Source organism: uncultured Sphingopyxis sp. (genome assembly GCF_900078365.1).
Classification (GTDB): Bacteria; Pseudomonadota; Alphaproteobacteria; order Sphingomonadales; family Sphingomonadaceae; genus Sphingopyxis.
The window spans coordinates 984,812-1,007,702 of sequence record NZ_LT598653.1 but is presented as its reverse complement, the minus strand read 5'-3'; the positions used below and the strand labels follow the sequence as shown (position 1 = coordinate 1,007,702).

The following is a 22,891-nucleotide window of genomic DNA, read 5'->3' as shown; positions in this document are numbered from 1 at the left end:
CAAGGGGGATGAGGGGGGATGACGGCTTGCGCGCATCGGCGGGGCTGATATGCGCGATTTCGCATGAGCGACGCGTCATCATCCGCAGCACCGCAAAATTATCTGGGCGGTATCGCGTTGCGGCTGCTCGCGATGGTCAGCCTCTCGCTGATGTTCGTGCTCGTCAAGATGATCGACGCGGCGGGCATCCATATCGTCGAAAGCCTGTTCTGGCGGCAGGCGCTCGTCCTGCCCTTCGTGCTGGCCTGGGTGATGGCGACCGGCGGCCTCGCGTCGCTGAAGACACAGCGCATCGGCGCGCATGCGCGGCGGGCGATGATGGGATTGACCGGCATGGCGTGCAATTTCGGCGGCATGATCCTGCTGCCGATGGCCGAGGCGACGACGATCAGCCTGTCGGTGCCGATCTTTGCCGTCATCTTCGCCGCCATCCTGCTCGGCGAGGCGACGGGATGGCAGCGGTGGAGCGCGGTGATCGTCGGCTTCGTCGGCGTGCTCGTCGTGCTCGATCCGGTTGCGGGCTTCGCGGGCGGCTTCGGCGGCATGCACGGCGTCGGCACCTTGGTCGCGCTCGGCGGCGCGATCATGACCGCGCTGATCACCATAGCGGTGCGCGATCTCGGCCGCACCGAAAATGCCGCGACGATCGTCTTCTGGTTCAGCCTGCTGTCGCTGATCCCGCTCGGCATCGCCCTGCCCTTTGTCGTCACGGCGCACAGCGGCCATGAATGGCTGCTGCTGATCGGGCTCGGCTTCCTCGGCGCGGTCGTCCAGATGTCGCTGACCGGCGCGCTGCGCCTCGCGCCGGTGTCGGTGGTGATCCCGATGGATTATTCGAGCCTGCTGTGGGCGATCGCCGCGGGCTGGTGGTTCTTCGGCACCCTGCCCGCCGACACGACCTGGGCCGGCGCGCCGCTGATCATCGCGTCGGGCCTGTTCATCGCCTGGCGCGAACATCGCCGCCATATCGACCGGCCGAAGGAGGTTGCCGCATGACAAGCGAGAAAAGCAGGCCGATCCTCTATCACTGCCCCGACGCCCGCTCGCTGCGCTGCCTGTGGGCGGTCGAAGAGGCCGGCCTCGACGTGGACCTGCGCCTGCTCAAATTCCCGCCGCGCGCATTCGAGCCCGATTATCGCGCAGTCAACCCGCTGATGACCGTGCCCGGCTGGGTCGAGGGCGGACGGCTGATGACCGAGTCCGCCGCAATCTGCGAACGGATCGCCGAGGGGACGCCGCTCGAGGTCCGGCGGGACGAAGCCGATTATTGGGACTGTCGCAACTGGCTGCACCGCGGCGACGCGACGCTGACCTTCCCGCTCGCGATCATGCTCCGCTACACGCGCGTCGAGCCCGAGGAGCGGCGGCTCGCGCAGGCGGTCGAGGACTATAAGGCGTTTTTCGGCGGGCGGGCGAAGAGCATCGAGGCGGCGCTCGCCGACGGGCGCGAATGGCTCGTCGCGGGGCGCTTCACCATCGCCGACATCGTCATCGGCTATGCCGCCTTCCTCGCGACGACGCTCGGCGCCGACGATGTGCTGGGTGATGCCACGAGGGCATGGCGCGATCGCTGCACGGCGCGCGAGGGGTTCCGGCGCGCGCGCAAGCGACAGAAAGCCCCCGCATGACGAAAAAGGGCTCCACCATAAGGTGAAGCCCTCCGTGCCCCCGTGCATGGCAGCGCCAACGAGGAAAACGCATCGGCCTTTCGGGGTGTAGGTCGCGTGAAAGGCCGGATGTGGAGTGAATTTATGGCGCGGCGGGGAGGTTGGCTTTCACATTCTCACGCGGCGGAATGGGGCTGATGGGTCGGTTTTGGGGTGGAGGGCGGACGTTGCCTATAACCGTCGCCCCCGCGAAGGCGGGGGCCGCCAGCGGCCTTAATCAGCCGTGCCCGCGTAAACCGAGAGCGGCCCCCGCCTTCGCGGGGGCGACGGCTAGTTCCGGCGGTCAGCCGCCGCCCGCATTCCGGTCGCCACCGGAACCGTCGGGCCGCGCCCGGCGCCAGCGCAACCCGACCATCAGGACGAAGGGCCAGAAGATCGTGTTGAGGACGTCGAACGCGCTGTCGGGCATCCGCCACGCGCCATGCGCGATGCGGTCGACGGCTTCCTTTGCCAGCGCCGCCGCCAGGACGAACAGAAATGGCGTCCATGTCGCGAGCGAACGCCGGGTCGCGATCCGGGCGAGAAACAGGACGACCATGCCGCCATGCACATGCAGCAGACTGTCCGAGGCGCCCGTGCTCATGCCGAGCGCGGCACTCAGCGGACGGTAAAAGTCGATGAGCCATTCCATCGTCGCGCGCTAAGCATCGGGAAAATGAACCTGCCCTTACCGGCCCGTCAATTCACCATCCGCTCATAGCCCTCCCAATAGGGCGCGCGCAGGTCCTTGCGCAGGATCTTGCCGCTGGCGTTGCGCGGCAGCGCCTCGATGACGTCGATGCTGCGCGGGCATTTGAAGGGCGCGATGCGCTCGCGCGCCCACGCGATGATGTCCGCCTCCTCGACGCTGGCGCCCGGCTTGGCGACGACGACCGCCTTCACCGTCTCGCCCCATTTATCGTCGGGGATGCCGATCACCGCGACCTCCTGCACCGCCGGATGGCCGAAGATCGCGCTTTCGACCTCGGCCGGATAGACATTCTCGCCGCCGGTGATGATCATGTCCTTCATCCGGTCGTGGATGAAGAGATAGCCGTCCGCGTCGAGATAGCCCGCGTCGCCGGTGCGAATCCAGCCGTCGTCGGTCATCGTCGTCGCGGTCGCATCGGGCAGGTTCCAGTAACCGAGCATATTGTTCGACGAGCGCGTGACGACCTCGCCCACCTCGCCCGTCGGCACCGGCTGGCCGTCGGGTCCGAGAATGACGATCTCGACCCCCGGAAGCGCCTTGCCCGCCGAACGCATGCGCGCATTGCCCGCGGGATCGTGATCTTCGGGAGGCAGCATCGAGATGGTGCCCGTCGTCTCGGTCATCCCGTAAGCCTGGATGAACTGCGCCCCGAAGACCTGGATGCACTGGCGCAGCAATTCGAGCGGGATCGGCGCAGCGCCGTAGAGGATATATTTGAGGCGGCTGTAGTCGACGCTGGCGCAGCGCGGGTGCATCAGCAGCATCTGGAGCGCCGCGGGGACCATGAAGAAGCGCGTGACGCCGTGCCGCTCGACGGCGTCGAACACGCCGTCGGGGTTGAATTCGGCGAGGATGATGCCGGGAAGTCCCGCCGCCAGCGCCATGATGCCGAGCCCGGTGCCGCCGATATGCGCGCAGGGCATCGCGACGAGCACCGCCTCGTCATCCTCCCATTTGGTGTAGGGCATGTCGAGGGTGCTCGAATGCTTGCGCAGCGCGAAGAGATTGCGGTTCGACAGAACGGCGCCCTTCGGGTTGCCCGTGGTGCCCGATGTATAGAGCTGGAGCACCGCGTCGTTGACCGCGGATGGCTCGAAGGGCGCGCGCCCGGCGCCCTCGATCATCGCCCGGGCTTCGACGGCGCCGGCGATCCTCGGATCGTTCGCGAGCTTGCCTGACAGCTGCCCGGCGACCTCGTCGAACCCCGGCCCGGCGAAGACGATCTTCGCCTGCGTATCATTGACGATGAAGGCCCATTCGGCGGGCGAGAGGCGCCAGCCGATCGGCGCCATCACGATGCCCGCGCGCGCCGCGCCATAGAAGAGGGTGAAATACAGGTCGCTGTTCTTGCCGATCCACGCGATGCGGTCGCCCTTTTTGAGCCCCGCGGCGATCAAGGCCGACGCCGCGCGCGCGGTGAGGTCATCGAGTTCGGCGTAGCTGTAAACGCGATCCTCCTCGCGCATCGCCACCCGGTCGGGACGCTCGGCGGCCCAATGGGTCAGGAATTCGTCGAACGTAAACAGCTCCGAAACGTCGCGGCCCATCGCCTCTCTCTCCTCGAATCGCGTCGTTTGCGCGCAATTGATGAGAAAGCTAACGGTTCTGCGGGCGAGGTAAAGCGCCGATCGGCCGACCTGTCAGGTCCGTCAGGTGCGGCGGAAGAGCAGCATCAGATTGTTCGCGGGCATCGCGCGGCGCTCGATGAAGGCGAGCCCCGCGGCGCGAGCCGCCGACTTGACCATATCGGCGTCGCGCAGCCCCCACGCCGGATCGCGCGCGCGCAGATTGGCGTCGAAGGCCAGATTGCTCTCCGCCGTCGGCACATCGGGCTCGATGTAGGGGCCATAGAGGATCAGCGGGGCGCCGGGCACGAGCAGCCGCGCGGCGCCCGCGAACAGGCCGAGCGTCGCTTCCCATGGGCTGATATGGACCATGTTGATGCAGAGGATCGCATCGGCCTGCTCGACCGGCCAGTCGGATGCGGCGGCGTCGAGCGCCAGCGGCGGCGCGACGTTGGCGAGCCCGGCCTCGGCGCGCCAGGCCGCGATCGACGTCAGGCCGGCGGGGTCGGGATCGCTCGGTTGCCAGCCCAGATGCGGAAAGGCGGCAGCGAAGTGGACGATATGCTCGCCCGACCCACTCGCCACCTCCAGCACCGTCCCCGACGGCGGCAGCCAGTCGGCGAGCACCGCGGCGATCGCGTCGCGGTTACGCAGCGTCGCGGGGGCGTGGCGCTTGTCCGCGGAACCGCCGTCGCCGGGCATCCAGGGCTGCGGCGTCACCGCTTCGCCTGCGCCCGCGCGCGGCGCTCGCGCACGATCAGCCAGGCGAAGAGGCCGACCGGGCCGGCCATCAGCGTCAGGAACAGGAAGGGGAATTGCACGACGCGGCTGAAACCCTTCTGATCGGCGTCGCGCGCGATCCACATGCCGGCGAACAGGTCGAAGGCAAGATAGTGGATCCACCCCATCGTCGCGCCGCCCGGGCTGTCGAACAGCTTCATCACGCCGGCGAGCGTCGTGAAATCGGCCCCGCTCGCGCCCCCCGGATCGATGCCGCCGGTCAGGAAACCGACGATCAGCACAGTATAGGCCAGGCAGAGCAGGAACACGCCGGCATAGAGAATAGCCGCGAGAATCCTTGGCCCGCGCGGCAGGAACGCAAGTGCGATCCAGCCGGCGAAAGCCCAATAATTTGCCAGCAGAAACAGACTGTCCCAGCTCATCGCACTCTCCCCCTTTTAATCGTCATCCCGGCGAAGGCCGGGATCTCGCCGTTGGGTAGTGACGCGCCGTCGAGATCCCGGCCTTCGCCGGGATGACGATGGACTATAGGTCGCCTTCCCAGGCAAGGATCGGCCTCCGCGCCGCCGCCGTTTCGTCGAGCCGCGCGCGCGGGGCGAAATGCGGCGCCGACTTGAGTGCCGGATCGCCGTTCTTCGCGCGCAGCGCGATGCTGCGCAGCGCCCCGATGAACTGGTCGAGCACTGCCTTCGATTCGGTCTCGGTCGGCTCGATGAGCATCGCGCCGTGGACGACGAGCGGGAAATAGACCGTCATCGGGTGATAGCCCTCGTCGATCAGGCCCTTGGCGATGTCGAGCGTCGAGAAGCCTTCGGCGAGCCCCTTGTCGCTGAACAGCGCCTCGTGCATGCACGGCCCCGATGCGGCGAAGGGCGCGTCGAGGACATCCTCCAGGCCGCGCAGCACATAATTGGCGTTGAGCACGGCGTCCTCGGCAACCTGCTTGAGACCGTCGGCCCCGTGGCTGAGGATATAGGTCAGCGCGCGCGTGAACATGCCCATCTGGCCGTGGAACGCGGTCATGCGGCCAAAGGTCTCGGGATGCTCCTCGCCCGCGCTCTCCTCTTCGACCAGCTTGAACGAGCCGTCGGCGTAGCGCGCGGAATAGGGGATCGGGCCGTAGGGCGACAGCGCCTCCGACAGCACCACCGGCCCCGAACCCGGTCCACCGCCGCCGTGCGGGGTCGAGAAGGTCTTGTGCAGGTTGATGTGCATCGCGTCGATGCCCAGATCGCCCGGACGCACGCGGCCGACGATCGCGTTGAAGTTCGCGCCGTCGCAATAGACATAACCGCCCGCCGCGTGGACCGCGTCCGAGATCGCCTTCATGTCGCGCTCGAACAGGCCGCAGGTGTTGGGGTTGGTGATCATCACCCCCGCGACGTCGGGGCCGAGGCGCGCTTTCAGCGCCGCGAGATCGACGCGGCCCTCGGCGGTTGCAGGAATATCCTCGACCGTGAAGCCCGCAAAGGCCGCGGTCGCCGGATTGGTGCCGTGCGCGCTTTCGGGGACGAGCAATACGCGCCGGTCCTCGCCGCGCGCCTCGAGCGCCGCCTTGATGCAGAGGATGCCGCAAAGCTCGCCATGCGCGCCCGCCTTGGGCGACATGGCGACGCCATACATGCCGGTCAGCTTGATCAGCCAGACGGCGAGTTCGTTGATGACTGCCAGCGCCCCCTGCACGGTTTCCTGCGGCTGCAACGGATGAACATCGGCGAAGCCCGGCATCCGCGCGACCTTTTCATTGAGGCGCGGGTTGTGTTTCATCGTGCAGCTGCCGAGCGGGAAAAGGCCGAGGTCGATGGCGTAATTCTGGCGCGACAGGCGCGTATAGTGGCGCACCGTTTCGGACTCGCTGAGCCCCGGCAGGCCGATGGGATCGCTGCGCATCAGCGATCCCAGGTCGGCGGCGGGCGCCGGCTCGTCGAAATCGACGCCGGTCGTTTCGGTCGAGCCGATCTCGAAAATCAGCGGTTCTTCGAGCATCAAGGCACGGTTGCCGGTGAAGGTCACATTGTCGTCGGCGCCGCCGGCGACATTCATTTCGGGGCGCCATCCGGCGCGGTTGAGCGCGGTCATGCCAGCACCTCCTTCAGCGCCGCGGCAAAGGCGGCAATATCGTCCTCGGTCACGGTTTCGGTCACCGCGACCACCAGCCCGTTCGCGAGGCCATCATTTTCGGGATAGAGGCGGCCGAGCGACACACCGCCCAGCACGCCCTTTTCGGCAAGCTTATGCACTGTGGCACGCGCGTCGGCGGGCAGCCGCAACGTGAATTCGTTGAAGAAGCCGTCGTTCATCACCGACACGCCCGGCACCTTCGCGAGTTCGGCCGCCGCCGCCTTCGCGCGGCCATGGTTGATCGCGGCGAGCTGGCGTAGCCCCGCTTCGCCGAGCAAGGTCATGTGAATGCTGAAGGCCAGTGCGCAAAGCCCTGCATTGGTGCAGATATTGCTCGTCGCCTTCTCGCGACGGATATGCTGTTCGCGGGTCGAGAGGGTGAGCACAAAACCGCGTTTTCCATTCGCATCGACCGTTTCGCCGCAGAGGCGGCCGGGCATCTGGCGGACATATTTCGACTTGCAAGCGAACAGGCCGACATAGGGACCTCCGAATTGCAGCCCGACGCCGATCGCCTGCCCTTCGCCCACGACGATGTCGGCGCCCATTTCGCCGGGCGACTTGATGAGGCCGAGCGCGACGGGTTCGGTGACGACCGCGATCAGCAGCGCACCCGCCGCCTGACAGGCTTCGGCGAGCTTCGTCATATCGTCGATGCGGCCCAAAATGTCGGGATATTGGACGACAACGCAGCTGGTGTCCTTGTCGATGCTATCAGCAAGCGCCGCCCAGTCAGTGCCGGCTTCGAGGCTCGGATCGCCGTCGACCAGCACGTCGCCGGTATATTTCGCCATCGTGCGCGCGACGCTGCGATAATGCGGGTGGAGCCCGGTGGAGAGCAACGCCTTCGCGCGCTTGGTGATGCGGCGCGCCATGACGATCGCTTCCCAGCAGGCGGTCGAGCCGTCGTACATCGACGCATTGGCGACGTCGGCGCCGAACAGCCGCGCGACCTGGCTCTGGAATTCGAACAGCATCTGCAGCGTGCCCTGCGCGATTTCGGGCTGATAGGGCGTGTAGGCGGTGAGGAATTCGCCGCGCTGGATCAGATGATCGACGCTGGCCGGAACATGGTGGCGATAGGCGCCGGCGCCGAGGAAGAAAGGCCCCTCGCCCGCGGCGCGATTCTGCCGCGCGAGCGCCGCCATATGGCGCTCGACCGCGAGTTCGCTGGCGTGGTTCGGCAGCCCCGCGATCGGGCCGTCGAGCCGCGCCTCGGGCGGCACGTCGGCGAACAGGTCGTCGATCGACGACGCACCGACCGCCGCGAGCATCGCCGCGCGGTCATCGGGAGTGAGGGGGAGATAACGCATGAAATACTCCGGTCAGGATACGGAAGAAGAAGCAAAAAGCGGTGCAAGATCGGCGAGCGATCCGCGAAAGGTGGCGGGGCCGCTGTGCGTTGTGCGGACCCAGGGGGCGAGCCAGATGCGAAAACCCGCATCGCGCGCACGGCGGCAGAAGGCATAATCTTCGGACAGCATCAGGCCGCTGCCTCGGTCGATCTCGGGCAGGAAGAGCGCGTGGACGCTCTCGCCCACCCCCGTTCCGTGCCGGTCCCGCGCATCGGTGCGGAACAGAAGCTCGGGATGCCGCGCGCGGAGCGTTTCGACGACGTCGCGGCGGATCAGCATCAGCCCGGTGCCGAGCTGCGACAGCTCGACGAGGTCGGCGATCGCGAAGCGCTGATCGGCTTGCAGGAAGCTCAACGCGAAATCGCCGGCATATCGGGCAAGGTCGGTCGCATTGTCCTTGCCCAGTCCGCGCTCGGCGGCGCGCGCGACCTGCGGCCAGTTGACCGTGCGGCGCGGCACAGCCGCTCCCAGAATCGCGCAGTCCGGCCGGCCCGCCATCGCCTCGATCATCGCGAAAATATCGGCGGCGGCGAAATCGATGTCGGCATCGACGAAGAGAAGATGGGTGCAATCGCTCTGCACGAACAGATCGGCGAGCAGGCTGCGCGCGCGGTGGACCTGCGCTTCATGCAGGATGAATTCGAACCGCACCGGCACGCCCCGCGCCTGCGCCGCCATCGCGAGTTCCAGCGCCGCGCGGACATAGCTGCCCTGCGCGCCGTCATAGATTGGCGTCGCCACCATCAGGCGGCAAATGGCTGGCGCGGCGTCGGTCATCGCATCCCTCCCCCTCCCGCCCGCGGGAGGGGCGATCGGCTACAGGGCGTCGCAGAAGGCCTTGTAGCCCTTCGCATCCATCAGACCGTCGAGCTGGCCCTTGTCCGACAGCGTCATGCGAAAGAACCAGCCTTCGCCTTCGGGGTCCGAATTGACGAGCGCGGGGTCTTCCTCGAGTTGCGCATTGCCTTCGGTCACCGTGCCGTCGACGGGGGCGTAGACGTCGCTCGCGGCCTTCACCGATTCGACCACCGCGGCGTCGCCGCCCGCGGTCAGTTCGGCGCCGGTGTCGGGAACCTCGACGAAGACGATGTCGCCGAGCTGGCCCTGCGCGAAGTCGGTGATGCCGACCGTCGCGACATCGCCATCGACGTCGATCCATTCATGTTCTTCGGTGTAGTAACGCGGCATCGATCAGGCTCCCTGTTTGCGCACATAGCGGTGCGGAATGAATGGCATGGCGGTGACGGTGCAATGGACCAGCTTGCCGCGCACTTCGGCGGCGATCGCGGTGCCGGGCACGGCATGATCGCGCGGAACATAGCCCATGGCGATCGGCGCGCCGACGCTGGGTGCGAAACCGCCCGAGGTCACGACGCCGATCTCGTCCTCGCCGTCGAACAGCTTGGCGCCCTCGCGCACCGGCAATTTCCCATCGACTGTCAGGCCGACGCGCTTGCGGGGCGGGCCGTCCTCGAGATGACCGAGAATGCGTGCGGCACCGGGGAAATTCTCTTCCTCGCGGCGGCGCTTGCTCACCGCGAAACCGAGGTCGGCTTCGGCGGGGTCGATCGCGGGGGTGAGGTCATGCCCGTAAAGCGGCAGGCCCGCTTCGAGGCGCAGCGAGTCGCGGGCGCCGAGGCCGATCGGCTTGACTTCCTCCATCGCGCAGAGTGCGTCGGCGAAAGCGGTGAGCGCCTCGTTCGGGAGCGAGATTTCGAAGCCGTCCTCGCCGGTGTAGCCCGAGCGGCTGACGCTGACCGGCACGCCGTTCCAGTCATAGGGGCTTGCCTGCATGAAAACGAGTTCGCTCACCGTCGGCCAGCCGGGCTGCAGCGGCGTCAGGCCCATTCGTGCCAAGGCATCGGCCGCCCTTGGTCCCTGCAGCGCGAGCAAGCCATGGTCGTCCATGTGATTGAGCGTGATCTCGTCGGGCAGATTGTCGCGCAAATGGGCAATATCATCCCATTTTACCGCGCCATTGACGACGAGATAGAGGCTGTGGCCGCTGTTGGTGATCATCAGGTCGTCGAGGATGCCGCCGTCTTCGCCCAGCAGCAGCGAATAGCGCATTCGGCCGGGCTTCAGCGCCGAAATATCGCCGGGGACGAGCGTTTCCAGCGCCTCGGCGACATTGTCGCCAGCGAGGGTGAGCTGGCCCATGTGGCTGACGTCGAACAGGCCGGCATTCTCGCGGGTCCAGAGATGTTCGGCCATGATGCCTTCATATTGGATCGGCATCCAGTAACCGGCGAATTCGACCATGCGGCCGCCCTTGGCGCGGTGCCAGGCGTCGAGCGGCAGGGTCGCCGTTTCGATCGGAGTTTCTTCATCTTCGCGCATATCGCACTCCCGTCGTTGACACGGCAAGGCGCGGCCCGGTGCCGCCCTGTGCCATGCCCCCTCTGTCACGGGAACCTGAGAGTTTTCCTCCATGATTGCATGGAGTTACCCCTTCGGTGGCTCCGGCGAAAACGGCCGGAACGCTTTCCAGAGTGTCCGTTCCAGCCCGCGCGGTCCGCTTGACCTGAGAGTTTCCGGGGCGGTTGCTCCTTCGGTGGCGGGGTCGCCCCCGCGCTCTCCCGCGCGGCCGGTCGAATCCCTTGTCAGGACCGACAGACGCCGCGAGCCTTGGCGCTGCGCCCCGGCGGAGTCAATCGGCGAGCGCGCGGATCGCGTCGTTTTCGTGGATATACACGCCCGAACCCTTTTGCCCGGCCAGCGCGACGATCGCAGCGGCGACACGGTCGCCCGAAATCGAGCGGTAGCGGCGGAAGCGGCCGTGGAGCAGCGCGTCGGTCAGCGGCGCGGCAATCGTCGCGAGCCCTTCGGCGAGGCGCTGCGGCCCCGGGCGGTCGCCGCGGAGCAGGCCGGGGCGCAAGAAATCGAGGCGATCGAAGCCGAGCGCGGCAAGATCATCCTCGGTCTTGCCCTTGGTGCGGAGGTAGAAATTACCGCTGTTTGCCGAGGCACCGACCGAGCTGACCGCGATCATGTGCGGCGCGCCGCCCGCCCTCGCGCCGCGTGCGGCGGCAAGCACGAGGTCGTGATCGACGGCGCGAAAGGCGGCCTGCGAGCCCGCCTGGCGGATCGTGGTGCCGAGACAGGAGATGAGCACGGCGGGCCGTTCGGCAGCGATGATGTCGGCCCAGCGTTCGGGCGGCGCGACCAGTTCCCGGTGATGCGGGGCCAGTCCCTCGACCTTGCGGCGGGCAAGGACCGTGACGGGCGTGGAACCGAAATGGGCGATCACCGCGCGGCCGACCATCCCGGTCGCGCCGACGATCAGCGCGTCAGGCATGCGCCAGCGCCGCGGGCACGGCGTCGCGGCCGAAAATGTCGGCGTAGCGGTCGATGGCGAAGCGGTCGGTCATGCCGGCGATATAATCACCGATATGCCGGTTTGTCGCGCACTCTTCGCCGGGCAGACGCGCGGACCAGTCGCCGCTCATCAGCGCGGGATCGGCGGCATAGGCGGCGAAGAGGTCGGCGACGACCCGGTTCGCTGCCTCGGCGGCGGCGAGCTGTTCGGGGTGGTGATAGAGGTTCGCGTACATGAAACGTTTGAGTTCGCGTTCCTGTGCCGCCAATTCGGGCGAGAAGCCGCCGAGCGTGCGGCCCGCGGCGCGGACCTCCTCGACGCTCGCGACGCCGGCGTCGGCGACATTGGCGGCGGTCGCGGCGATCACGTCGTTGACCATCACGCCGATCTGGTCGCGGACGAGTTCGCGGAGCAGCCGGTCGCGCGGTGCGCCGGGAAAGCGCCCCTCGACCGCGCGATAATTGGCGGCGACGAAGGGCTGCTCCATCAGCTGGTCGAGGTCGAGCAGCCCGGCGCGCAGACCGTCGTCGATGTCGTGATTGTCATAGGCAATGTCGTCGGCGATCGCCGCAACCTGCGCCTCGAGGCTGGCATGGCTGGCGAGATCGAGCCCGAAATCGCCGTCGATTTCGGCGAGCGCCCAGCCGGGGTTCGCGACGGGGCCATTATGCTTGGCGAGCCCTTCCAGTGTTTCCCACGTCAGGTTGATGCCGTCGAACAGCGGATAGGGACATTCGAGGCGCGCGAGCGTGCGCAGCGTGTGACCATTGTGATCGAAGCCGCCGTGCGCCGCCATCGCGGCCTTGAGCGCATCCTCGCCCGCGTGGCCGAAGGGCGGATGGCCGATGTCGTGCGCGAGGCACAAGGCCTCCGTCAGATCCTCGTTGAGGCCGAGCGCGCGCGCGATGCCGCGACCGATCTGCGCGACCTCGATGCTGTGGGTCAGGCGGACGCGGTAATGATCGCCGTCGGGCGCGACGAACACCTGCGTCTTGTGGCGCAGGCGCCGGAAGGCGATCGAATGGATGATGCGATCGCGGTCGCGCTGGAAATCGTCGCGCGGCCCGCGCACGACGCGGCCGGGCTCGGCATGGCGGCGGCCGCGGCTGCGCGCCGGGTCGCTCGCGCAGTTAGCGATCACGCAGTTCCTCCCTGTCGCGTAGCGATGGGTAGGTGGCAGCGCGAAGCGCTGACGGAGCGGCCATGACGCGAGGTCGCCGCCCCTCCACCACGCCCTTCGGGCGCGGTCCCCCTCCCCATCGCTTCGCGACAGGGAAGATTGGGGTTCAATTCAGCCCCGCTCACTTGATCGGCTCGACGATTTCGCCGGCGTCGCTGTCGAAGAGAAAGCCGTCGCCTTCGGCCTTTTTATAGTCGCCGAGCCAGTCCTGCGCCGCCTTGCGATTGGCGAAGGGGCCCACGAGCAGGCGCCGCGTCTGGCCCCATTCGGCGGTCGCCCCCGACTTGCCCTTGAACAGCGCCGCGTTGCGCTTGGCGAAGCGGTTATAGTCGAAGGCGAGCGCCTTCAAATTGGCCCCGGTCGCGATCTGGACCCAGATGCGCGCGGGATTGGCCTTTTTCTTCGCGGCTTCTTCCTTCGCCTTGGCATCCGCCTCGGCCTTTGCCTTGGCGGCGGCCTCCTCCTTCTCGCGCTTCGCCGCCTCGGCCGCTTCGGCCTTGCGCTTGTCCTCGAGTAGCCTCGCGAGCGTGTCGGCGCCGATGGCATTGGCGGGCCGGTTCAGCTCTTCGGGCGGAATTTCGATCGACCCGACGATGTCGGCGAGCGACGCGAGCGGAGCCGCGGACGCGGCCGCCGGTGCGGGCGGTGATGCGGCCGGGGTCGAGCGGCCCACATCCGCTATCGAAAACCCCGGGCCGATCGGGCCCTTCTCCGTATCGACGGCCGCGCCGATCGGTTGGGGAGCAGCAGCGGCAGGCGCGGGAGACGGGGTGGGTCGGCCCGCCCCCGATGGCGCGGGCGGCTCGGCGATCGGCCGGACAGCCTGTGCGGCGGGCGGCTGCGCCGGTGAACGCCCAGCCGGCGCCGGATCGGGTTTGCGTGCGGCAGGCGCCGAAGTCGGCGATGGCGGCACCGCCGCTACGGACCGCCGCCGGTCGGCCGCCGCAGGCTTGCCCGTTGCCGCCGCGGCCGACGGCGTCGCGGCCGCAACCTGCACGGGTGCGCGTTTCGGGCCGGGCTGTCCGCTCGGGAAGCGGCCGAAATGCGCCGCCGCGGCCTGCTGCGCGGGATTGAGCCGGTCCATCTGGAGCAGATAGGGCGTGATATTCTGCGCCATCGCGGGCGGCATCGTCGCGTTGACGATCTCGGTTGCTTCCTTGTCGCGGCCGTTCATCGCGAGGATCATCGCGCGCAGCCGCCACGCGCCGCGATCCTGCGCGCGAAGTTGCGGCGTCAGCATCGCGATCGCGCGATCGGGGTCGCCGCTGATCCCGAGCGAGAGCGCGTAGCGCCGCGTCAGTTCGGCGGTGGGCGCGACCGACAAGGCGAGCTGATAATCGCGCTGCGCCGCGTCCTGCTGCCCCAAGAGGTCGCGCGCGAGGCCGCGGTCGGCGAGGAAGAGGCGCTCGGGAGCGCCCATCAGCTGCGCCTCGCCGAAATAATCGAGAGCGCGCGTCGGATTTTCCATATGGACCATCGCCGACCCCAGCGCCGCCTTGATCGCGCCATCGCGCGGGCTTGTCTGTTCAGCTCGGACGAGGAAGCCGAGCGCGGCGCGATAATCCTCGAGGTCGATCGATGCGCGCCCCGCATCGAGCAACGCCGCCGTGTCGCTGCTATTCGCCGCGATGCGGGCAAGCGACGACGACAGCAAGGTGCGTGCGGCGGTCCGCTTTTCCATCGCCGCCTTCGTCGCGGGGTCGGGCGGCGTCACCTGAGCCAGTACGGGCGCCAGCGCGGGGGCGAGCGCCGCGGTTCCAAGCAACAGCGCACCGAGCGCGCGAACAAGGTAGCGCGCGCGCGCCGGCTTCGCCGTCCATTTCACCTGCCGCATGGGCAACTCATCCCGATTTCCGGCCTGCCGTGCCCGGCGGGCGGCCGCTCGATAGCCCCGTTACTGGTTGTTCTGCCGTCCCAGAAAACGCGGAATATCGACGCCGTCGTCCTTGCCGCCCTCTTCCGCGTCGGGCGCCGAGGCCCCGCGCGAGAGCCGCGACATGCGTTCGAACAGGGTGCCGCCGCCGACCGAACGCGCCGGCGCTTCGGCCGGAGCCTCCGTAGCGGGCGCCGAACGATAGTCGCTTGCCGGCGCTTCGGGCGCGTCGAGGACGAGCTCGTCGGCGGTATCGTCATAGGTCGCGGCGACCTGCGACAATATCATCGGCTCTTCTTCGGCCGCCGCAGGCGCTTCGGGTTCGGCGGCATCGCCGAGCGAGAAACCGGGCGCCGGGTCGTTGTCCTGCACCGCCGGCGCTTCGGCGACGGGTTCTTCCTGCACCGCGGATTCGACCACTTCTTCGACCACCGGCGCGGGCGCAGCCGTGCGGGCAGGTGCGAAGGAGAAGCTGCGCGTCGCGGGCGCGGCCTGCGCCGCTTCGCCCGTGCCGTCGATGCCGGTCGCGACGACCGAGACGCGGATCTTGCCGTCGAGGCTGTCGTTGAAGGCGCTGCCCCAGATGATGTTGGCGTCGGGGTCGACCAGTTCGCGGATATGGTTCGCGGCCTCGTCGACTTCCATCAGGCGCATGTCCTCACCGCCGGTGATCGAGATGATGACACCCTTCGCGCCCGCCATCGACACGCCGTCGAGCAGCGGATTGGCGATCGCCTTTTGCGCGGCTTCGAGCGCGCGGCCGTCGCCTTCGGCTTCGCCGGTGCCCATCATCGCCTTGCCCATTTCGCGCATCACGCTGCGCACGTCGGCGAAATCGAGGTTGATGAGGCCGGGCATGACCATCAGGTCGGTGATGCCGCGCACGCCCTGTTGGAGCACTTCGTCGGCCATGGTGAACGCTTCCTTGAAGGTCGTGTTCGGGTTGGCGACGAGGAAGAGATTCTGGTTCGGAATGACGATGAGCGTATCGACATGGTCCTGCAGCTCGGCGATGCCGGCGTCGGCCGAACGCATGCGCCGCGCGCCCTCGAACATGAAGGGCTTGGTCACGACGCCGACGGTCAGGATGCCGCGGTCGCGCGCCGCCTTGGCGATGACGGGCGCCGCGCCGGTGCCGGTGCCGCCGCCCATGCCCGCGGCGACGAAACACATATGCGCGCCATTAAGCGCCTCTTCGACCTGCGCGATGCTTTCCTCGGCCGCCGCGCGGCCGACCTCGGGCCGCGAACCCGCGCCCAGCCCCTGGGTGATCTGCGTCCCCAGCTGGATGCGCCGTTCGGCCGGCGAGGCGTTGAGCGCCTGCGCGTCTGTGTTCGCGACGACGAAATCGACGCCCTCGACGCGCGCCGCGATCATGTTTGCGATGGCATTGCCGCCCGCGCCGCCGACGCCGATCACCGCGATGCGCGGCTTCAGCTCGTCGACCTGCGGCGGGCCAATATTGATGCTCATCAAATAATCTCCCTGCAGCGGCGAACCGATGCCGCTTCCCTGCACCTTGCGACCCGTCGGGCGGTGGTCCTGCCGCCCGAATAACTGTTACCGCATTGCACTATTGTGACGTCGGAATCACCCAAAAAATTAACCTTTTCGACCAGTCGATCGCTAAAAACTGCTTTTCAACGCGGCCATCAGCCGGTGGAGGATCGAAGTCCCCGCCGGCTTGTAAACATCCTGCGCCATCATCGGCAGGTCGCGAAGGTCGACGGGGTCTGATGCGGCATAGAGAACCAGACCCGCGAGCGTCGCGAAAGCCGGGCCGCCATGCGCATCGGGCAGGCCGTGCAAGCCGCGCGGTCGCCCGACGCGCGCGGCGCGGCCGAGCGCGGCCTGCGTATAGTCGGCGATGCCCTTGAGGTCGGCGCCGCCGCCGACGAGCACGACCTGCCGCCCGATCGGACCGACGAAATGGAGGTCCTTCAAGGTCCGGCCGATCTCTCCCATCATCGCGTCGAGCCGCTGGCGGATCACCGCGACGAGCTGCGCGCGCGTGATGCGCGGAGAATCGCCGCCCGACGGCGCGCCGGGTTCGAGTTCGATGATCTCGTTATTATCGCGTGGGGACGCCGAGGCCGAACCGTAGAAGCTTTGCAATCGCTGCGCCTGGCTACGCCTTATGCCGAAGGCCGAGGCGATGTCGTCGGTGATGTCGCTCGCGCCGAAGGGCAGCGACGCCATTTCGACGAGCATCCCGCCGGCGTAGAGCGAAACGGTGGTGACCGCGGCGCCGAGTTCGACGAGCGCGACGCCGAGATCGCGCTCCTCCTCCGACAGGCAGGCGAGCCCCGCGGCGATCGGCGAAGCGACGACCGCGTTGACGTCGAGATGCGCCTGACGCACCGCCGCTTCGAGGTTCCGCACCGGCGCGCCGTCGGCCATGATGATGTGGATGTCGACCCCGAGGCGGTCGGCGTGGAGCCCGATCGGGTTCTTGACCCCGTTGAGGCCGTCGAGCGTGTAAAGCGCGGGCTGGGCGTGGAGGATCATGCGGCCTTCGGGATCGATGCCGGCGCGGCCCGCCGCGAGCAGGTCGTCGACATCCTCCTTTTCGATGCGGTGCCCGCCGAGTTCGCTTTCGATCGGCGCGACGTCGCTCAAGAGGCTGCCCGCCGAGAAGCTGACCCAGACATCATCGATGTTGAGGCCGGCGATACGCTCGGCCTGCTCGATCGCCTCGCGCACGACATGCTCGGTCTGTTCCATGTCGGCGACATAGCCGCGCTGGACGCCGCGGCTCTCGCGCTGGCCGGTGCCGAGGACATGGAGCTTGCCGTCGGCAGTCTGGCCCGCGATCAGCGCGCAGACCTTCCACGACCCGACGTCGAGCGCGGTGATGATCTTTTCGATGCGCGGCGGCGGCATATCCTACCCCTCGTTCGACTGGCTGGCGGCGACCGCATCGACCGCGGCGCGCATGTCTTCGAGCTTGGCGGGGGCCACCTGCCCCTCATGCGGCAAGCGGAGCACGAAGCGCGCGGGGTCGCGCATGTCGAAGCGGAGGATGCCGCGGCCGAGGAGACGGTTGGCGCCGTCCATATGCGCGAATTTGGCGAGCGCGGCCTTCGCCTCGGCCTCGCCCTCGGGCAGCGAGAGCGTCTCGCCGCTGCGGAAGCGGAGGTCCCAGCGGCGGTTGCCGACCCAGGTCGCGCCGGCGAGCAATTCCTTGAGGCTGCTCGCCTCGGCGAGGAGCCGCGCGAGATCCTGCGACCGCTGGTTCGCGCGCGGTCCGATGACGAGCGGCAGGTCGGGCATCGTCGCGACGGTGACGGGTTCGAGCACGACGCCCTTCTCGTCGATCAGCGACAGTCTGCCCCCATGCTGCCAGATCGCCGCCGGGGTGCGCTCGACGATGTCGACGACGAGCGTATCGGGCAGGCGGCGCGACACGCGCGCATCCTTGATCCAGCCATATTTCATCAGGTCCGAGCGGACGTCCTCGAGGTCGACCGCGGCCATCGAGCGGTCCTTCTGCGCGAGCGCGATGTCATAGACCTTGAGCCGGTCGATGCGGTCGGCGCCGACGACCTCGACCTTTTTGACCTGAAAACCGGCGCGGCCGACGGCCTGCGCATATTCCTCGTGGATCTTCGCCGTCACGCCGGTCGCGTGCGCGGCGATCGCCACGACCGCGCAGAGGCTGAGCCCGATCGTCCAGTTGGCGACTTTCTGCAGCCGCTGGGGGCTGATCGGCAGCGCGTTGATGATCGCGTTGAGGCGCGATTGCTGAATCTTGCGCCGCTTTTTCGGTGCGCGCACGGGCCGCCTTGGCGGCGCTTTTCCGCGCTTGATCTGTGTCTTGCTCATATGAGCGCCTCCCCCACGATGCGTTCGACGAGTTCGGCATAATCCATACCCACCGCCCGCGCCTGTTCGGGCACGAGGCTGAGCGGCGTCATGCCGGGCTGGGTGTTGACCTCAAGCAGGAAGATGCCCGCGAGGCCATGTTCGTCGTCCCAGCGAAAATCCGAGCGCGAGGCGCCCTTGCAGCCGAGGAGGCGGTGCGCCTGAAGCGCGAGATCCTTCATCCGCTGCGCGACGTCGGCGGGGACGTCGGCGGGGCAGACATGTTCGGTGAGGCCGTCGGTATATTTGGCGTCATAGTCGTAGAAGCCTGACTTGACGCGCAGCTCGGTCACGCCGAGCGCCTGGTCGCCGAGCACCGCGACGGTCAGCTCGCGACCCTTGATGAAGGGTTCGGCGAGCAGGCGGTCGAATTCCTGCCACGGCCCCACCGCATCGCGCGCGATCGGGTTGCCGTAATTGCTGTCGTCCCTGACGATCGCGACGCCGACCGACGAGCCTTCGTTGACGGGTTTCAGCACATAGGGGCGCGGCAAGGGGTCGACTGAAAAGAGGCTTTCGCTGTCGACCATCGTCCCCGCCGGCATGGGGATTCCATGCGGCACCAAGGCTTGTTTCGTCAATTCCTTGTCGATCGCGATCACCGAGGTGACGAGGCCGCTGTGGGTATATTTGAGGCCCATCAGGTCGAGCATGCCCTGCACGGTGCCATCCTCGCCCGGGACGCCGTGGAGCGCGTTGAACACGACGTCGGGCTTCGCGTCGGCGAGCCGCAGCGCGACGTCGCGGTCCATGTCGATGCGCGTGACCCGATGCCCGCGCGATTCGAGCGCGTCGGCGATGCCCTTGCCGCTCATCAGCGACACTTCGCGCTCGGCGGACCAGCCGCCCATCAGGACGGCGACATGCCACGGACCCCGGCTCATGCAGAAACTCCACTAAACAAAACCGTTTGTCCTGAGCTTGTCGAAGGACCGCTCTTCCTTGTCGACGCCAAAAGAACAGGACGGCCCTTCGACAAGCTCAGGGCGAACAGGGTGGGTAAACGCAACGTCACTTCGCCACTCCCACGCGCTGAATCTCCCATTGCAGTTCGATGCCGCTCTTGTCCTTCACGCGGCGGCGGACTTCCTCGCCGAGCGCCTCAATGTCGGCGCTCGTCGCCTCGCCGGTGTTGATCAGGAAATTGGTGTGCTTTTCGCTGACCTGCGCGCCGCCGACCGTCAAACCCCGGCACCCCGCTTCATCGACAAGCTGCCACGCCTTGTGCCCATCGGGGTTCTTGAAGGTCGAGCCGCCGGTTTTCGAGCGCAGCGGCTGCGAGGCCTCGCGACTCGCCGAGATGCGGTCCATTTCGGCCTGAATGGCGGCGGGTTCGCCGGGGCGGCCGCGGAAGGTCGCGCCGATCACGACCGCACCTTCGGGCAATTCGCTGTGCCGATAGGTATAGCCGAGGTCGGCGAGCGGCAGCGACCGGCGCTCACCCGACCGCAACACCACCTCAGCCTCGACCAATATGTCCTTGACCTCGCTGCCATAGGCGCCGCCATTCATGCGGACGAAACCGCCGACCGTGCCGGGAATCGAGCGCAGGAATTCCATGCCTGCAATCCCGGCATCGCGCGCGGTCGAGGACACGAGAATGCCCGACGCGCCACCACCGCAGCGCAGCGTCGTCGCGTCGATCGCCTCGACCTTCGCGAACGCCTTGCCGAGCCGGACGACGACACCCGGAAAGCCGCCGTCGCGGACGATGAGGTTCGACCCGAGCCCCAGCGCCATTACCGGCACGGCGGGATTGAGGTCGCGGAGGAAATCGGCGAGGTCGTCGGCGTCCTTGGGCTCGAACAGCCAGTCGGCGGGGCCGCCCGACTTGAACCAGACGAGCGGGGCGAGCGGGGCGTAGGGCGTGAGTTTGCCACGGACGGATGGGCTCACTTCGCAACCTCCACCGCTGTCGCCAGACCCGCCGCCATCTTCGTGATATCGCCCGCGCCGAGGCAGATGATCATGTCGCCCGCGCCGAGTTCGCCCGCCCGGATGCTCGCGGCGAGGCTCGCAGCGAGCGCGCTCGCGTCGGCGACGGTCGAGGCATGACGGTGGCCGCGGTCGCGCAGGCCCGCGGTGAGCATATCGGACGACACGCCGTCGATCGGCGCTTCGCCCGCGGCATAGACGGGAAGCGCAAGCACCATGTCGGCGTCGTTAAACGCCTGCTGGAAATCGTCCATATGATCGCGGAGCCGCGTAAATCTGTGCGGCTGGACGACGCCGACGACGCGCCCTGCCCCCGCCCCTTCGCGCGCGGCAGAGAGCACGGCGCGGATTTCGACCGGGTGATGGGCGTAGTCGTCGATCACGGTCACGACGCCGCCCTCGACCGCGATCTCGCCGACCTTGGTGAAGCGGCGCTTGACCCCGGCGAAGCCGTTAAAGCCCGAAGCGATCTTGTCGTCCGATACGCCCATATGCAGCGCGACCGCCACGGCGGCGAGCGCATTCTGGACATTGTGGCGGCCCGACATCGGCAGATGAATGCCCTCGATCGTGCGGCTGTTGCCGTCAGGCAAGCGCACGACGACGTCGAAGCGGTTGCCGTCGGGCCCCGGCGTCACATTGGTGCCGCGCACATCCGCTTGGGCAGAAAAACCATAGGTGATGATGCGGCGGTCGCGGATGCGCGGGATGATCGCCTGCACCTCGGGATGGTCGAGGCACAGCATCGCGGCACCGTAGAAGGGCACATTCTCGATAAATTCGACGAAGGCGTCCTTGATCGCGTCGAAGCTGCCATAATGGTCGAGATGTTCGGGATCGATGTTGGTGACGACCGCGATCGTGCCGTCGAGGCGCAGGAAGCTGCCGTCGCTCTCGTCGGCCTCGACCACCATCCAGTCGCTCGCGCCGAGGCGCGCGTTCGATCCGTAATTGTTGATGATGCCGCCGTTGATCACGGTCGGATCAATCCCGCCCGCGTCGAGCAGCGCCGCGACGAGGCTGGTCGTCGTCGTCTTGCCGTGCGTCCCCGCGATCGCGACGGTCGATTTGAGCCGCATCAGCTCGGCGAGCATTTCGGCGCGGCGGACGAGCGGGATGCGATTTGCGAGCGCGGCCTCGACCTCGGGATTGCCGCGCTTGACCGCGGTCGAAGTCACGACGACTGCTACTCCATCGACGTTCGATGCCTCATGCCCGATCGCGACCTTGATGCCCCGCTTACGGAGACCCTCGACGACATAGGATTCGGCGATGTCGCTGCCCTGCACCTGATAGCCGAGATTGTGCATCACCTCGGCGATGCCCGACATGCCGATGCCGCCGATGCCGATGAAATGGATGGTGCCGATGTCGGTCGCGACGCCGCGCATCATTCGCCTCCCGCGCGGGTAGCGGCAACGCCGCCCGCGACCGCGGCGCTGCGCGAGGGTGCGCCGACGCGGATCACGTCCATCATCGGCGGCGCGGCGAGCGATTCGACAAGGTCGGCGAGGTCGCGCGTCGCGTTCGGCAGGCCGCAGCTTGCCGCACGCTCGGCGGCTTCCTCGAGCGCGCCGGGTTCGAGCGCCATGCGCTGGATATGCTTCGCCACCTCGGCGGGGGTGAAGGCGGGTTGCTGGAACGAAATCGCCCCGCCCGCTTCGACGAGGTCGACGACGTTATAGGTCTGGTGATCGTCCATCGCGCTCGGATAGGGCACGAAGATCGCCGGGCGCCCCGCGCAAGCAAGCTCGGCGACGGTCGAGGCACCGGCACGCGCGATCACCATATGCGCCCAGCGCAGCCGTTCGGGGAAATCCCTGATATAAGGCGCGCATTCGGCGGCGACGCCGAGTTCGGCATATTTGGCGCGCACGCCCTCGATGTCGTCTTCGCGGCACTGCTGGACGACCTGGAGCCGGTCGAGCAGCGCGCGCGGCAGCATCGCGATCGCGGCGGGGACGACCTCGCTGAGCACCGTCGCGCCCAAGCTTCCCCCAACGACGAGCAGGCGGAAGATGCCATCCTCGGGCAGCGGCGGGAAGCCGTCCTCGCGGATCGCCACGATCTCGTCGCGCACCGGATTGCCGGTAATATGCTTCTTGAGCTCGTGCCCCGCGGGATAGCGTTGAATATGATGATAGGCGACCGCGACCGCATCGACGCGCGGCGCCATCATCCGGTTGACGCGGCCGAGCACGGCATTTTGTTCGTGGAGCACGCGCGGCCGCTTCGTCGCGCCCGCGGCGAGCAGGCTGGGAAGCGAGGGATAGCCGCCGAAGCCGACGACGACCGCGGGGTCGAAATCGCGGATCAGCTCGATCGCTTGCCGGCGCCCCTTGCGGATCGCGAGCGCGGCCTTGAGCCAGCCGACGGGGCCGCCGTGGACGCGGCCCGCGGGAAGCACATGCGTTTCCATCTCGGCGGGCGCGCCGGGGATCTTCAGCCCGCGGTCGTCACTGACCAGCGCGACGCGGTGGCCGCGCGCGATCAGTTCGCCCGCCAGAGCATATGCGGGCAGCATATGTCCCCCCGTCCCGCCGGCGGCGAGAAGGAAGTGGCGCGTTGCCGTCATTTTTG

21 protein-coding genes and 2 riboswitches are annotated in these 22,891 nt (G+C 67.8%); of the genes, 2 read left to right on the top strand and 19 right to left on the bottom strand.

The annotated features are described in order from the left end of the window. The first annotated feature begins 63 nt into the window (after nucleotides 1-63). Both QZL87_RS04460 and QZL87_RS04455 read left to right on the top strand, forming a co-directional pair. Nucleotides 64-996, top strand: coding sequence for a DMT family transporter (locus QZL87_RS04460; RefSeq protein ID WP_295324253.1), 933 nt, complete (start codon nucleotides 64-66; stop codon nucleotides 994-996). Continuing rightward, nucleotides 993-1,628 (top strand): glutathione S-transferase, encoded by a 636-nt coding sequence (locus QZL87_RS04455; protein WP_295324248.1) that lies wholly within the window; start codon nucleotides 993-995, stop codon nucleotides 1,626-1,628. The genes QZL87_RS04460 and QZL87_RS04455 overlap by 4 nt, the downstream gene beginning before the upstream one ends. Before the next feature lie 322 nt (nucleotides 1,629-1,950). Here the strand turns inward: QZL87_RS04455 and QZL87_RS04450 are convergent, their stop codons facing one another. From QZL87_RS04450 to murG, 19 genes are all read right to left on the bottom strand, one after another. Then, a complete protein-coding gene (locus tag QZL87_RS04450) occupies nucleotides 1,951-2,298 on the bottom strand; it encodes a hypothetical protein (RefSeq protein ID WP_295324245.1) in 348 nt (115 codons plus the stop codon). A gap of 47 nt (nucleotides 2,299-2,345) precedes the next feature. Next, nucleotides 2,346-3,905, bottom strand: coding sequence for a fatty acid--CoA ligase (locus QZL87_RS04445; protein ID WP_295324243.1), 1,560 nt, complete (start codon nucleotides 3,903-3,905; stop codon nucleotides 2,346-2,348). Between the two features lie 102 nt (nucleotides 3,906-4,007). Then, nucleotides 4,008-4,625 carry a DUF938 domain-containing protein gene (locus tag QZL87_RS04440; protein WP_295326751.1) on the bottom strand — a complete coding sequence of 206 codons (618 nt, stop codon included), beginning with the start codon at nucleotides 4,623-4,625 and terminating at the stop codon, nucleotides 4,008-4,010. Nucleotides 4,626-4,639: 14 nt separating this feature from the next. Further along, the gene (locus QZL87_RS04435) at nucleotides 4,640-5,086 is read right to left on the bottom strand and encodes an ABA4-like family protein (protein ID WP_295324240.1); all 447 of its coding nucleotides are present in this window, start codon (nucleotides 5,084-5,086) and stop codon (nucleotides 4,640-4,642) included. A gap of 103 nt (nucleotides 5,087-5,189) precedes the next feature. After that, nucleotides 5,190-6,743 (bottom strand): aminomethyl-transferring glycine dehydrogenase subunit GcvPB, encoded by a 1,554-nt coding sequence (gene gcvPB, locus QZL87_RS04430; RefSeq protein WP_295324236.1) that lies wholly within the window; start codon nucleotides 6,741-6,743, stop codon nucleotides 5,190-5,192. After that, on the bottom strand, nucleotides 6,740-8,098 hold the full coding sequence (gcvPA, locus tag QZL87_RS04425) for an aminomethyl-transferring glycine dehydrogenase subunit GcvPA (RefSeq protein WP_295324232.1): 1,359 nt from the start codon (nucleotides 8,096-8,098) through the stop codon (nucleotides 6,740-6,742). The genes gcvPB and gcvPA overlap by 4 nt, the downstream gene beginning before the upstream one ends. Before the next feature lie 12 nt (nucleotides 8,099-8,110). Then, the gene (locus QZL87_RS04420; RefSeq protein WP_295324228.1) at nucleotides 8,111-8,917 is read right to left on the bottom strand and encodes a hypothetical protein; all 807 of its coding nucleotides are present in this window, start codon (nucleotides 8,915-8,917) and stop codon (nucleotides 8,111-8,113) included. Between the two features lie 39 nt (nucleotides 8,918-8,956). Continuing rightward, the gene (gene gcvH / locus QZL87_RS04415) at nucleotides 8,957-9,328 is read right to left on the bottom strand and encodes a glycine cleavage system protein GcvH (protein ID WP_295324225.1); all 372 of its coding nucleotides are present in this window, start codon (nucleotides 9,326-9,328) and stop codon (nucleotides 8,957-8,959) included. 3 nt (nucleotides 9,329-9,331) lie between these two features. Next, entirely contained in the window at nucleotides 9,332-10,480 is a 1,149-nt protein-coding gene (gene gcvT, locus QZL87_RS04410; protein ID WP_295324222.1) for a glycine cleavage system aminomethyltransferase GcvT, read from the bottom strand. Between the two features lie 52 nt (nucleotides 10,481-10,532). Continuing rightward, a riboswitch (glycine riboswitch) is annotated at nucleotides 10,533-10,641 on the bottom strand. Then, nucleotides 10,642-10,732, bottom strand: a riboswitch (glycine riboswitch). A gap of 58 nt (nucleotides 10,733-10,790) precedes the next feature. Beyond that, nucleotides 10,791-11,438 carry an NAD-dependent dehydratase gene (locus tag QZL87_RS04405; protein ID WP_295324180.1) on the bottom strand — a complete coding sequence of 216 codons (648 nt, stop codon included), beginning with the start codon at nucleotides 11,436-11,438 and terminating at the stop codon, nucleotides 10,791-10,793. Beyond that, a complete protein-coding gene (locus QZL87_RS04400; RefSeq protein ID WP_295324176.1) occupies nucleotides 11,431-12,600 on the bottom strand; it encodes a deoxyguanosinetriphosphate triphosphohydrolase in 1,170 nt (389 codons plus the stop codon). Before QZL87_RS04400 ends, QZL87_RS04405 begins: the two co-directional genes overlap by 8 nt. Nucleotides 12,601-12,760: 160 nt before the next feature. Further along, nucleotides 12,761-14,473 carry an SPOR domain-containing protein gene (locus QZL87_RS04395; protein WP_295324172.1) on the bottom strand — a complete coding sequence of 571 codons (1,713 nt, stop codon included), beginning with the start codon at nucleotides 14,471-14,473 and terminating at the stop codon, nucleotides 12,761-12,763. Nucleotides 14,474-14,533: 60 nt separating this feature from the next. Beyond that, nucleotides 14,534-15,985, bottom strand: a complete 1,452-nt coding sequence (gene ftsZ / locus QZL87_RS04390; protein WP_295324169.1) for a cell division protein FtsZ — start codon at nucleotides 15,983-15,985, stop codon at nucleotides 14,534-14,536. Nucleotides 15,986-16,138: 153 nt separating this feature from the next. After that, nucleotides 16,139-17,395, bottom strand: a complete 1,257-nt coding sequence (gene ftsA, locus QZL87_RS04385) for a cell division protein FtsA (RefSeq protein ID WP_295324167.1) — start codon at nucleotides 17,393-17,395, stop codon at nucleotides 16,139-16,141. 3 nt (nucleotides 17,396-17,398) lie between these two features. Further along, a complete protein-coding gene (locus tag QZL87_RS04380) occupies nucleotides 17,399-18,337 on the bottom strand; it encodes a cell division protein FtsQ/DivIB (protein WP_295324164.1) in 939 nt (312 codons plus the stop codon). Beyond that, on the bottom strand, nucleotides 18,334-19,260 hold the full coding sequence (locus QZL87_RS04375; RefSeq protein ID WP_295324162.1) for a D-alanine--D-alanine ligase: 927 nt from the start codon (nucleotides 19,258-19,260) through the stop codon (nucleotides 18,334-18,336). Before QZL87_RS04375 ends, QZL87_RS04380 begins: the two co-directional genes overlap by 4 nt. A gap of 127 nt (nucleotides 19,261-19,387) precedes the next feature. After that, a complete protein-coding gene (gene murB / locus QZL87_RS04370) occupies nucleotides 19,388-20,272 on the bottom strand; it encodes a UDP-N-acetylmuramate dehydrogenase (RefSeq protein ID WP_295324159.1) in 885 nt (294 codons plus the stop codon). Next, nucleotides 20,269-21,702 (bottom strand): UDP-N-acetylmuramate--L-alanine ligase, encoded by a 1,434-nt coding sequence (murC, locus tag QZL87_RS04365; protein WP_295326749.1) that lies wholly within the window; start codon nucleotides 21,700-21,702, stop codon nucleotides 20,269-20,271. Before murC ends, murB begins: the two co-directional genes overlap by 4 nt. Beyond that, nucleotides 21,702-22,886: an undecaprenyldiphospho-muramoylpentapeptide beta-N-acetylglucosaminyltransferase gene (murG, locus tag QZL87_RS04360; RefSeq protein ID WP_295324157.1), complete on the bottom strand. Its 1,185-nt coding sequence runs from the start codon at nucleotides 22,884-22,886 to the stop codon at nucleotides 21,702-21,704. Before murG ends, murC begins: the two co-directional genes overlap by 1 nt. Nucleotides 22,887-22,891: the final 5 nt, after the last annotated feature.

What these genes read in the sequence shown, in the direction of transcription:
- QZL87_RS04460 (WP_295324253.1), top strand. Translation starts at nt 64, where the DNA reads ATGAGCGACGCGTCATCATCCGCAGCACCGCAAAATTATCTGGGCGGT.
- QZL87_RS04455 (WP_295324248.1), top strand. Translation starts at nt 993, where the DNA reads ATGACAAGCGAGAAAAGCAGGCCGATCCTCTATCACTGCCCCGACGCC.
- QZL87_RS04450 (WP_295324245.1), bottom strand. Translation starts at nt 2,298, where the DNA reads ATGGAATGGCTCATCGACTTTTACCGTCCGCTGAGTGCCGCGCTCGGC.
- QZL87_RS04445 (WP_295324243.1), bottom strand. Translation starts at nt 3,905, where the DNA reads ATGGGCCGCGACGTTTCGGAGCTGTTTACGTTCGACGAATTCCTGACC.
- QZL87_RS04440 (WP_295326751.1), bottom strand. Translation starts at nt 4,625, where the DNA reads ATGCCCGGCGACGGCGGTTCCGCGGACAAGCGCCACGCCCCCGCGACG.
- QZL87_RS04435 (WP_295324240.1), bottom strand. Translation starts at nt 5,086, where the DNA reads ATGAGCTGGGACAGTCTGTTTCTGCTGGCAAATTATTGGGCTTTCGCC.
- gcvPB (WP_295324236.1), bottom strand. Translation starts at nt 6,743, where the DNA reads ATGACCGCGCTCAACCGCGCCGGATGGCGCCCCGAAATGAATGTCGCC.
- gcvPA (WP_295324232.1), bottom strand. Translation starts at nt 8,098, where the DNA reads ATGCGTTATCTCCCCCTCACTCCCGATGACCGCGCGGCGATGCTCGCG.
- QZL87_RS04420 (WP_295324228.1), bottom strand. Translation starts at nt 8,917, where the DNA reads ATGACCGACGCCGCGCCAGCCATTTGCCGCCTGATGGTGGCGACGCCA.
- gcvH (WP_295324225.1), bottom strand. Translation starts at nt 9,328, where the DNA reads ATGCCGCGTTACTACACCGAAGAACATGAATGGATCGACGTCGATGGC.
- gcvT (WP_295324222.1), bottom strand. Translation starts at nt 10,480, where the DNA reads ATGCGCGAAGATGAAGAAACTCCGATCGAAACGGCGACCCTGCCGCTC.
- QZL87_RS04405 (WP_295324180.1), bottom strand. Translation starts at nt 11,438, where the DNA reads ATGCCTGACGCGCTGATCGTCGGCGCGACCGGGATGGTCGGCCGCGCG.
- QZL87_RS04395 (WP_295324172.1), bottom strand. Translation starts at nt 14,473, where the DNA reads ATGCGGCAGGTGAAATGGACGGCGAAGCCGGCGCGCGCGCGCTACCTT.
- ftsZ (WP_295324169.1), bottom strand. Translation starts at nt 15,985, where the DNA reads ATGAGCATCAATATTGGCCCGCCGCAGGTCGACGAGCTGAAGCCGCGC.
- ftsA (WP_295324167.1), bottom strand. Translation starts at nt 17,395, where the DNA reads ATGCCGCCGCCGCGCATCGAAAAGATCATCACCGCGCTCGACGTCGGG.
- QZL87_RS04380 (WP_295324164.1), bottom strand. Translation starts at nt 18,337, where the DNA reads ATGAGCAAGACACAGATCAAGCGCGGAAAAGCGCCGCCAAGGCGGCCC.
- QZL87_RS04375 (WP_295324162.1), bottom strand. Translation starts at nt 19,260, where the DNA reads ATGAGCCGGGGTCCGTGGCATGTCGCCGTCCTGATGGGCGGCTGGTCC.
- murC (WP_295326749.1), bottom strand. Translation starts at nt 21,702, where the DNA reads ATGCGCGGCGTCGCGACCGACATCGGCACCATCCATTTCATCGGCATC.
- murG (WP_295324157.1), bottom strand. Translation starts at nt 22,886, where the DNA reads ATGACGGCAACGCGCCACTTCCTTCTCGCCGCCGGCGGGACGGGGGGA.